The sequence below is a fragment of the Pseudomonas sp. NPDC087614 genome (genome assembly GCF_044743485.1).
GTDB lineage: Bacteria > Pseudomonadota > Gammaproteobacteria > Pseudomonadales > Pseudomonadaceae > Aquipseudomonas > Aquipseudomonas baetica_A.
This window is the reverse complement of sequence record NZ_JBIUWN010000007.1, coordinates 118,439-129,097: the sequence shown is the minus strand read 5'-3', so window position 1 is coordinate 129,097 and position 10,659 is coordinate 118,439. Positions and strand designations below refer to the sequence as shown.

Genomic DNA, 10,659 nt, shown 5'->3' with positions numbered 1-10,659 from the left:
TGCATCATGAAGTCACGCAGGACAGTGATGATCGCAAGCAACTTGAGCCTATGGCCAAGGCCGCCAAGGAACACTTGCAGCAAGATGAGTTGACGGTGGCTGCCGATGCAGGCTACTCGAATGGCAAGCAGTTCCAGGCCTGCGAGGATGAGAGCATCACGGTTTATTTACCACCCAATTGGTCAGGCAACTCCAGCGGCAAGGAAAAGGAGTTCTTTGACCGAACAGTGTTTACCTACGATGCGTCGCAGGATCGATATCAATGTCCCGCCGGAAAATGGCTGACACTCAAGCAAACCAGTAAGGGCGATCGTATCTACCAGGCGGCGATCAGCGACTGCACCGCTTGTCCGCTGAAAGCGCAATGTACTGAGGCCCGGCGCCGATATGTCTCACGCCATGCTCACGAAGAGGCGTTTGAACGCATGGAGCGGCGAATGCAGGCACACCCCGAAATGATGGTCAGCCGAAGATCCATTGTGGAGCATCCCTTCGGCAACCTAAAACAGTGGTTGTTTGGCAACGCTCGCTTCTTGCTGCGACAGCTCGAGGGGGCGAGAGCCGAAATGGCCTTGGCGGTGAACGCCTATAACCTGAAAAGAGCGATTAACGTGCTCGGCGCACGTCAGTTGATGGCGTTGATGGGCTGAAACGCCCTTTTTCGTCTGCCGTCCGCACAAAAGCAAACGCCCCGAACAAGTCGGGGCGTTTGCTTGAAACCACCATCAGTGTGTTTTCACACAGTCTGTTCGGGTCGCCTTTTCATACGTGCCAAGCACAAACCTTGTGGGAGCGGGCTTGCTCGCGAAAGCGGCAGGTCAGACACAGATGAATTGACTGACACACCGCTTTCGCGAACAAGCCCGCTCCCACAAGGAGGCTGCGTTTCTCTAAATCACGGCCTCACATCAAGTAAACGATAATTCCTCTTATTCAAACTCCTGCGCCCTGTTAGACTTTGCGCCTTTGTTTTTGCCCGTCCGCAGGATGTCTGATGCTCTCGCTGCCTCTTCGTTTGTCCGCACTGTTTCTGGCTCTGGGCCTGAGTGCCTGCGATGACGCCCCGCGCTTCACCAAAGCCGAGCCCGGTGAAGCACGCTCAGGCGGTGCGGCGACCGTGCGCAAGACCGATCAAAACGCGTTTTCCCTGCCCTCGGCCAACCTGCCGCCATCGCGCCGGGTGGATTTCAGCGTCGGCAACAGCTTCTTCCGCAGCCCCTGGGTGATCGCCCCATCGACCACCACCGCCCGTGATGGCCTCGGCCCGTTGTTCAACACCAACGCCTGCCAGAACTGCCACATCAAGGACGGTCGCGGTCATCCACCGACACCGCAGGCAAACAATGCAGTGTCGATGCTGGTAAGGCTGTCGATCCCCAACACCCCGGAACTGGCCGACGTCATCGAACAGGTCGGCGTGGTGCCGGAGCCGGTCTACGGCGGCCAGCTCCAGGACATGGCCGTGCCTGGCGTGGTTCCGGAAGGCAAGGTGCGCGTCGAGTACACACCGGTGCCGGTGCGCTTCAAGGACGGCACCGAAGTCGAACTGCGTAAACCGGAGCTGCAAATCACTCAACTCGGTTACGGGCCGATGCACCCCGATACGCGTTTCTCCGCACGCATCGCCCCCCCCATGATCGGCCTCGGCCTGCTCGAAGCGATCCCCGAAGAAGCGATTCTCGCCAACGCCAGCGCTCAGGCCAAAGACAAGAACGGCATCAATGGCCGACCGAACCAGGTCTGGGATGACGTCCTGCACAAAACCGTGATCGGTCGATTTGGCTGGAAAGCCGGGCAACCGACCCTCAACCAACAGAATGTTCATGCGTTCGCCGGGGATATGGGCCTCACGACCAGCATGCGACCGTTCGATGACTGCACCGAAACGCAAACCGCCTGCAAACAGGCGCCGAACGGCAATGGCCCGGACGGTGAGCCGGAAGTCAGCGACAACATCCTGCGTCTGGTGCTGTTCTATAGCCGCAACCTCGCCGTCCCCGCGCGCCGGGACGTCAACGACGCCCAAGTGCTGGCCGGCAAGAACCTGTTTTACCAGGCCGGCTGCCAGTCGTGTCATACCCCGAAATACACCACCGCCGCCAACGCGGCCGAACCTGAACTGGCCAATCAAGTGATTCGCCCGTACAGCGATCTGCTGCTGCATGACATGGGCGACGGTCTGGCCGACAACCGCACTGAATTCCAGGCCTCCGGCCGCGACTGGCGCACGCCGCCGTTGTGGGGCATCGGCCTGACGCAAGCGGTCAGTGGCCACACCCAGTTTTTGCATGACGGCCGCGCACGCAATCTGCTTGAAGCCGTGCTTTGGCACGGTGGTGAAGCGCAAGCGGCGCAGCAACAGGTTTTGTCTTTCAATGCCGAGCAGCGCACCGCGTTGCTGGCGTTTCTGAATTCACTTTAAACACTTAAAAGAATCGGGAGCCCGACATGTTCCGTCCCAAGCTACTGTTCACCAGCCTGGCCGCGCTCGCCCTCGGCGCTTGCTCGCCGCAGGATCCGCAAGCAGTCACTTCGGCCGCTATCGCCAAATCGGTAATTCTGCCGACGTATACCCGTTGGGTCGAAGCCGACAAGCAACTGGCGGTCAGCGCCCTCGCCTACTGCCAGGGCAAAGAGACGCTGGAAACCGCTCGCGCCGACTTCCTGCACGCGCAGAAAGCCTGGGCCGAGTTGCAACCGCTGCTGATCGGCCCGCTGGCCGAAGGCAACCGCTCGTGGCAAGTGCAGTTCTGGCCGGACAAGAAAAACCTCGTCGGCCGTCAGGTCGAGCAACTGGTCGTCGCCCAGCCGCAGATCGATGCTGTCGCACTGGCCAAGTCGAGCGTGGTGGTTCAGGGGCTGTCGGCTTACGAGTACATCCTGTTCGACGCCAAGCCTGACGTCGCCAACGCCGACCAGAAAGCCAAGTACTGCCCGCTGCTGATCGCCATTGGCGAACGCCAGAAGCAACTGGCCGAGGAGATTCTGCAGAGCTGGAACAACACCGACGGCATGCTCGCGCAGATGACCAAGTTCCCGAACCAGCGTTACGCCGACTCCCACGAAGCGATTGCCGATCTGCTGCGCGTACAAGTCACCGCACTCGACACCCTGAAGAAAAAGCTCGGCACCCCAATGGGCCGCCAGAGCAAAGGCGTGCCGCAGCCATTGCAGGCCGATGCATGGCGCAGCCAGTCGTCGCTGACAGCCCTGGAAGCGAGCCTCGCCGCCGCCAAGACCGTTTGGGAAGGTGTCGACAACAAAGGCCTGCGCAGCCTGCTGCCAAGCGATCAGAAGCCTCTGGCGGACAAGATCGACGCCGCTTATGCCGCCTCGCTCACCCTGTTCGACAGCACGCAGCGCTCGCTCGGCGAAATGCTCGAAGACGACGCCGGCCGTCAGCAACTGAACGACATCTACGACAGCCTCAACGTCGTCCATCGCCTGCACGAAGGCGAACTGGCCAAGGCGCTGGGCATTCAACTGGGCTTCAACGCCAACGACGGTGACTGATGAGGGCAAGTGCCATGCTGCGACGCCAGGCTCTGACTTTAGGTAGTTTGCTGCTGGGAGCAGTGACACTGGGCGGCTGGACGCTGTTCAAGCGCAAGGATCAGAGCCCGCTGTTGCTCTCGGCGCGCGATGACACCGACGGCAAGCACTACGCCGTCGGCTATCGGCTCGATGGCACACGGGTGTTTGCCACCGAAGTCGGCCAGCGTTGCCACGACATCATCAACCACCCGACGTTGCCGATTGCGCTGTACGTCGCCCGTCGTCCGGGCACCGAAAGCTACCTGATCGACCTGCGCGACGGTACGCTGCTGCAAACCGTGACGTCGCAGCCGAACCGGCACTTCTACGGCCACGCGGTGATTCACAAGGACGGCGAGTACCTGTACGCCACCGAAAACGACACCACTGACCCAGGCCGTGGCCTGCTCGGGGTGTACCGGTTCGAGGGCGAGCGGCTGGTACACCGCGGCGAGATTTCCACCCACGGCCTCGGCCCGCATCAGGTGTCGTGGATGCCCGATGGCGAGACATTGGTGGTGGCCAACGGCGGCATTCGTACCGAAGCCGAAAGCCGCGTCGACATGAATCTCAACGCCATGGAACCGAGCCTGGTGCTGATGCAGCGCGACGGCACCTTGCTGAGCAAGGAAACCCTCGCCCAGCAAATGAACAGCGTGCGCCATCTGAGCATCGCCAGCGACGGCACTATTGTCGCCGGTCAGCAATTCATGGGCGCGTCCCACGAACGTTCCGAACTGCTGGCGATCAAGCGCCCCGGGCAGCCGTTCGTGGCATTCCCGGTGCCGGAACATCAGTTGCAATCGATGGGTCACTACACCGCCAGCGTTGCGGTGCACAGTGAGTTGCGTCTGGTGGCACTGACCGCACCGCGTGGCAATCGCTTCTTCATCTGGGATCTGGACAGCGGCGAAGTGCGCCTTGATGCGCCATTGCCCGATTGTGCCGGCGTGGGTGCGGTAAAGGACGGCTTTGTCGTGACCTCCGGTCAAGGGCGTTGCCGCTACTACGACTGCCGTCAGGATCAACTGTTGGCCAAACCGCTGGAATTGCCGGCAGGGCTCTGGGACAACCATCTGCACTTGATGGCGTGAAATGCCTTTATTGTTTTGCAGAAACTGCCAGTTGGAATACCCCCTGTACTCGGAGTAATGTGCCCGCCTGTCTCACCTGATTTATCCAAGGAACTGGAAATATGCTGCGTCGCCGCATGCTGATCATGTTGGGTGTTGTTTTGCTGGTCGTCCTGGTGCTGGGCGGGTACAAAGCCTTTTCGATCTACACGATGGTCCAGGGCTTTTCCAAGCCGAAACCTGCGATCAGCGTCGCCGTGGCCATTGCCACGGAACGCCCGTGGCAGATGCGTTTACCCACCGTCGGTACCCTCAAGGCACTGCAAGGCGTCGACCTGAGCCTGGAAGTCGCCGGTACCGTCACCGACCTCAAGTTCGAATCAGGGCAGAAGGTCAAGGCCGGGCAACCGTTGCTGCAACTCGACAGCGCTGTCGAAACCGCCCTGCTGGAAACCGCCAAGGCCGATCTGGGGCTGGCGCAACTGGACTTCGGTCGCGGCAGCCAACTGATCGACAGCCGGGCCATCTCCAAAGGCGAGTACGACCGGCTCTCGGCGGTCCTGCAAAAGAGCCGGGCGACGGTCAATCAGCTCAACGCCTCGCTGGCCAAAAAACGCATCCTCGCGCCGTTCAGCGGCACCATCGGCATTCGTCAGGTCGATGTCGGCGACTACCTCGCCAGCGGCACCAAAATCGCCACGCTGCAGAATCTGAGCAGCCTTTACGCCGACTTCTATTTACCGGAACAATCGGTGCCGAAACTGGCCATCGGCCAACCGGTGCAAATCTCGGTGTCCGCCTACCCCGGGGAAAACTTCGCGGGCAAGATCAGCGCCATCAATCCGATTGTCGAAAGCACGACGCGCAACATTCTGGTACGCGCCACACTCGCCAACCCCGACGGCAAATTGCTGCCGGGCATGTTCACCAGCCTCGACGTATTGCTGCCGGATCCGCAGACGCACGTCGTGGTGCCGGAGAGCGCAATCACCTACACCCTTTACGGCAACTCGCTGTACGTGGTCGGGCAGAAAAAAGCCGAGGACGGCAGCGTCGAAAAAGACGACAAGGGTCAACCGGTGCTGATCGCCGAACGCCGCTTCATCGAAACCGGTGAGCGCCGCGATGGCCTGGTGATGATCAACAAGGGCGTGCTCAAAGGCGAACAAGTGGTGACCGCTGGCCAGATCAAACTGGACAACGGCGCGCACATTGCCATCAGCGACGACAAGACCCTCGGCGAGCAGAACAGTCCGCCCCGCGCCGACTGATCAAGGAATCCCCATGGCTTTTACCGATCCGTTCATCCGCCGCCCGGTGCTCGCCACCGTGGTCAGCCTGTTGATTGTGCTGCTGGGCTTCCAGGCCTGGAGCAAGCTGCCGCTGCGCCAATATCCGCAGTTGGAAAACGCCCTGATCACGGTGACCACCGCCTACCCGGGGGCCAACGCCGAAACCATCCAGGGCTACATCACCCAGCCGATGCAACAGAGCCTGGCCAGTGCCGAGGGTATCGACTACATGACCTCGGTCAGTCGCCAGAACTTCTCGGTGATCTCGATCTACGCGCGCATCGGCTCCAACAGCGACCGCCTCTTCACCGAGTTGCTGGCCAAGGCCAACGAGGTGAAAAACCAACTGCCGCAAGATGCCGAAGATCCGGTGCTGAGCAAGGAATCCGCCGACGCCTCGGCGCTGATGTACATCAGTTTCTTCAGTAAGGATTTGAGCAACCCGCAGATCACCGACTACCTGTCACGGGTCATCCAGCCAAAACTGGCGACCCTGCCGGGCATGGCCGAAGCCGAGATTCTCGGCAATCAGGTGTTTGCCATGCGCCTGTGGCTCGACCCGGTCAAGCTCGCCGGGTTCGGCCTCAGCGCCAGCGACGTCACCAACGCGGTGCGCCAGTACAACTTCCTCTCCGCCGCTGGCGAAGTGAAAGGCGAGTACGTGGTCACCAGCATCAACGCCAACACCGAACTGAAATCCGCCGAAGCGTTCGCCGCGATTCCACTCAAGGTCAATGGCGACAGCCGCGTATTGCTCAGTGATGTGGCGCGGGTCGAAATGGGCGCGGAGAACTACAACTCCATCAGCTCCTTCGGCGGCACCCCGTCGGTGTACATCGGCATCAAGGCCACGCCCGGCGCCAACCCGCTGGACGTGATCAAGGAAGTGCGCAAGATCATGCCGCAGCTCGAAGCCCAGCTACCGCCGAACCTCAAAAGCGAAATTGCCTACGACGCCACCCTGTTCATTCAGGCCTCCATCGACGAAGTGGTGAAAACCCTGTTCGAAGCGGTGCTGATCGTGATCGTCGTGGTGTTCCTGTTCCTCGGCGCGCTGCGTTCGGTGGTGATCCCGGTTGTGACCATTCCGCTGTCGATGATCGGCGTGATGTTCTTCATGCAGATGATGGGCTATTCGATCAACCTGCTGACCTTGCTGGCGATGGTGCTGGCGATCGGGTTGGTGGTCGACGATGCGATTGTGGTGGTGGAAAACATTCACCGGCATATCGAGGAAGGCAAGACGCCGTTCGAGGCAGCCCTGGAAGGCGCACGGGAAATCGCCATGCCGGTGGTGTCGATGACCATCACCCTGGCGGCGGTGTACGCACCAATTGGTTTCCTCACCGGGCTGACCGGGGCGTTGTTCAAGGAATTTGCCTTGACCCTGGCCGGCGCCGTGGTGATTTCCGGCATCGTTGCCCTGACGCTGTCACCAATGATGTGCGCCTTTTTACTGCGTCACGATGAGAACCCCAGTGGCCTGGCCCATCGCCTCGACCACATCTTTGACGGCCTCAAGCGCCGCTACCAAAGCCTGTTGCACGGCACGCTCAATACGCGGCCGGTGGTACTGGTCTTTGCGGTGATCGTGCTGTGCCTGATTCCGGTGTTCCTCAAGTTCACCAAATCGGAACTGGCACCAGACGAGGATCAGGGCATCATTTTCATGATTGCCAACGCCCCGCAGCCGACCAACCTCAATTACCTGAACACCTACACCGACGAATTCATCAAGATCTTCAAGCAATTTCCGGAGTACTACTCCTCGTTCCAGATCAACGGCTACAACGGCGTGCAGTCCGGCATCGGTGGCTTCCTGCTCAAACCGTGGAACGAACGCAGCCGTACACAGATGCAAATACTTCCCGAGGTTCAGGGCAAACTCCAAAACATCCCCGGCGTGCAGGTCTTCGGCTTCAATCTGCCGTCACTGCCCGGCACCGGTGAAGGCTTGCCGTTTGATTTCGTGATCAATACCGCCAATGACTACGAGCAGTTGTTGCAAGTGGCTGACCGGATCAAGAAACGCGCCATGGAATCGGGCAAATTTGCATTCGTCGACCTCGATCTGGCGTTCGACAAACCAGAGGTGGTGGTCGACATCGACCGTGCCAAAGCGGCGCAGATGGGCGTTTCGATGCAGGATCTGGGCGGCACGCTGGCCACCCTGCTCGGTGAGGCTGAAATCAACCGTTTCACCATCGAAGGACGCAGCTACAAGGTCATCGCTCAGGTTGAACGGGCTTACCGCGACAATCCGGGCTGGCTGAACAACTATTACGTGAAAAACACCCAGGGTGAGTTGTTGCCGCTGTCAACGTTGATCACCGTGACTGACCGGGCGCGCCCGCGACAACTCAATCAATTCCAGCAACTCAACGCCGCGAAGCTGTCCGGATTCCCGTTGGTGAGCATGGGTGAAGCCATCGACACTGTCTTGCAGATCGCCCGGGAAGAAGCACCCGTCGGTTTTGCCTTCGACTATGGCGGCGCGTCGCGCCAGTTCGTCCAGGAAGGCAGCGCATTGTGGGTGACGTTCGCGCTGGCGCTGGCGATCATCTTTCTGGTGCTGGCGGCGCAGTTCGAGAGCTTTCGCGATCCGCTGGTTATTCTGGTGACGGTGCCGTTGTCGATCTGCGGGGCGTTGATCCCGTTATTCCTTGGCTGGTCGAGCATGAACATCTACACCCAAGTGGGCCTGGTGACGCTGATCGGGTTGATCAGCAAGCACGGGATCCTGATCGTCGAGTTCGCTAACCAGTTGCGCAAGGACAAGGGGCTGTCGGTGCGTGAGGCGGTGGAGGAAGCGGCGGCGATTCGCTTACGGCCGGTGTTGATGACCACCGCCGCAATGGTCTTCGGCATGGTGCCGCTGATACTGGCAACAGGTGCCGGGGCGGTCAGCCGGTTTGATATCGGGATGGTGATTGCGACAGGGATGTCGATCGGGACATTGTTTACCTTGTTCGTCCTGCCCTGCGTTTACACCTTGCTGGCCAAGCCGGATCCAAAGAAAACCGCATAACACCCTGTGGGAGCAATTCCCGAAATCTGCACAATAAAAAAGGCCTCGCAACGGCGAGGCCTTTTACTTGGGCTTCAATCGGTTCAACTTTGTGGCCTCATCCCTTGAGAAAGTCCGAACATGAACAACAGCAGATCATGATCGGGTTCGGTCGCCACGGAGGCTTTCGCCGCCCGTGGCACCACGCAATGGGCATCCGCTAGGGATGCACCGATAACCTGCATGCGTGGCTGCTCCCAGGCAGCCACCGCGAGTGATGCAACTGCCAAGGCTCCAGCCAAAAACAAACCTCGTGCAATTTCGAGTTTCATCGCTATAAACCTTTGATAGCGCTGCCAAACGCCGTCTCATAAAAGTAGACGAGTTTTTTCCAGTCCGTATCCCGGAACGACGAATGGCGACGCAATTGCTTCATGTCGTGAGAGGCGGCGCGATAGGCCGTCAGACGCTGGCGGCATTTCTCCAGGTCGATCAAGGCCACTTCGACCTCGGCGGATTCACCTTCGCCGGTCACTCGCACAAACACATGTTTGATGTAAATGCAGCTGTGCTGCCAGCGGCCCTTGTGCATGCGCGCCAGGTTTTCGGCGAGATCCTTGAGCACACGCTCATAGATCACATCGCCACACTGATCGCGCCCACCGGCTGCCGCCAGCCAATGTTCCAGTTCCTGGAAACCATCCAGAGACTTGGTCACCAGCAGTGCGCGCCACTTGTGCTGCGGATCAGGCTGGGCACCACAGAAAACGATTTGCGGTACTCGCACACCCAGTTTGCTGACGCCGGTCAGTGCATCAAGCTCGCGCAAGACGGTCGGACGTCCGAAGGGGTGCAACCAACTGCGATAAATGTGTCCAGTCTGGCGTTTGGCATACAGCAATTGGCCGTCCTTGCCCACGATCCGTTGCACACCACTTTCGCCACCGCGGCGCACGTTGGGTTCTTCCACCCATTCACCGCGCTGAGCCCAGTAGTAGTCGAAGCGGTCCTGCGGAGCGACTTCCGTTTCTGCTGCAAATTGCACTGCCATCCTGTTACCTCTTGCGTAATACGTAAACCCGCCACATCGCATAGAGCGGAATAAAGTCCAGTTGTTCCTGAATGCGGAAACCCGCCTCTTCAAATTCTTTTTCGACCGTAGCAGCCGGTAACACAAAGCGATTCTGGTAATCGCGACTGGCACGTTTCTTCTCGGCGCGCTGGCGTTTCCAAGCCTTGAAATTGCCATCAACCCACAATGAAATGATCACGCTGTCACGGGTGACGCGCTCGAATTCACGCAGAATGGCCCGACGATGCTCGGCGTCTCCGATGTGATGCAGCAGGCGCATACAGAAAATGCTGTCGACGGCGTTATCAGGCAAGGCAATGTCGAACGCAGAAGTGTGCAAGGGTTGTACCCGTTTCACCACATCGGCGGGTTGCGCCTGCATGGCCGTCTGGATCATCGATTCGGAATTGTCCGCCCCGATGATCACGCGATTGGCTTTTTCACCCAGCAATGGCCAGAAACGCCCCGCACCGCAAGGCAGATCCAGCACCAGCCCCGGCTCACCGGCCAACGCCAGCGCCTTGCGAGCCAACTGTTCGTCCCGCCAGTGGGAGAGACGACGACCAAGGCTGTCTTTATGCTTGCGCAGGTATTTCTGCGCATGTTGATCATCGTACTTTTCGGAAAAATCGAGCTTGATCGGGCCGGCCATCACCAGAACTCCTGAATTACTGATGTCAC

The 10,659-nt window shown here is 59.6% G+C and carries 9 protein-coding genes; 6 read left to right on the top strand and 3 right to left on the bottom strand.

Annotated elements, in window-relative coordinates; translation table 11 throughout:
• The 6 genes from ACIOWA_RS04830 to ACIOWA_RS04805 form a co-directional block, all read left to right on the top strand.
• The coding region (locus tag ACIOWA_RS04830; RefSeq protein ID WP_401158502.1) for a transposase at positions 1 to 650 on the top strand (650 nt) is incomplete at its 5' end.
• 344 nt (positions 651 to 994) lie between these two features.
• On the top strand, positions 995 to 2,422 hold the full coding sequence (locus tag ACIOWA_RS04825) for a di-heme oxidoredictase family protein (RefSeq protein WP_339539274.1): 1,428 nt from the start codon (positions 995 to 997) through the stop codon (positions 2,420 to 2,422).
• 26 nt (positions 2,423 to 2,448) lie between these two features.
• On the top strand, positions 2,449 to 3,513 hold the full coding sequence (locus tag ACIOWA_RS04820) for an imelysin family protein (RefSeq protein WP_339433472.1): 1,065 nt from the start codon (positions 2,449 to 2,451) through the stop codon (positions 3,511 to 3,513).
• Positions 3,514 to 3,527: 14 nt separating this feature from the next.
• Positions 3,528 to 4,628 carry a DUF1513 domain-containing protein gene (locus ACIOWA_RS04815; protein ID WP_401158500.1) on the top strand — a complete coding sequence of 367 codons (1,101 nt, stop codon included), beginning with the start codon at positions 3,528 to 3,530 and terminating at the stop codon, positions 4,626 to 4,628.
• Positions 4,629 to 4,729: 101 nt separating this feature from the next.
• Positions 4,730 to 5,878: an efflux RND transporter periplasmic adaptor subunit gene (locus tag ACIOWA_RS04810; protein ID WP_339433474.1), complete on the top strand. Its 1,149-nt coding sequence runs from the start codon at positions 4,730 to 4,732 to the stop codon at positions 5,876 to 5,878.
• A 13-nt stretch (positions 5,879 to 5,891) separates the two neighbouring features.
• The gene (locus ACIOWA_RS04805; RefSeq protein ID WP_401158497.1) at positions 5,892 to 8,927 is read left to right on the top strand and encodes a multidrug efflux RND transporter permease subunit; all 3,036 of its coding nucleotides are present in this window, start codon (positions 5,892 to 5,894) and stop codon (positions 8,925 to 8,927) included.
• A gap of 83 nt (positions 8,928 to 9,010) precedes the next feature.
• On the opposite strand, the gene ACIOWA_RS04800 is transcribed toward ACIOWA_RS04805, so the two are convergent.
• Genes ACIOWA_RS04800 through ACIOWA_RS04790 form a run of 3 tightly spaced genes read right to left on the bottom strand, consistent with a single transcriptional unit; the run spans position 9,011 to position 10,630 of the window.
• Complete coding sequence (locus ACIOWA_RS04800; RefSeq protein WP_339433476.1) at positions 9,011 to 9,238, bottom strand: hypothetical protein; 228 nt, start codon at positions 9,236 to 9,238, stop codon at positions 9,011 to 9,013.
• A gap of 2 nt (positions 9,239 to 9,240) precedes the next feature.
• Positions 9,241 to 9,957 (bottom strand): lipopolysaccharide kinase InaA family protein, encoded by a 717-nt coding sequence (locus tag ACIOWA_RS04795; RefSeq protein WP_339433477.1) that lies wholly within the window; start codon positions 9,955 to 9,957, stop codon positions 9,241 to 9,243.
• 4 nt (positions 9,958 to 9,961) lie between these two features.
• Positions 9,962 to 10,630: a class I SAM-dependent methyltransferase gene (locus ACIOWA_RS04790; RefSeq protein ID WP_221732075.1), complete on the bottom strand. Its 669-nt coding sequence runs from the start codon at positions 10,628 to 10,630 to the stop codon at positions 9,962 to 9,964.
• Between the last annotated feature and the right edge of the window lie 29 nt (positions 10,631 to 10,659).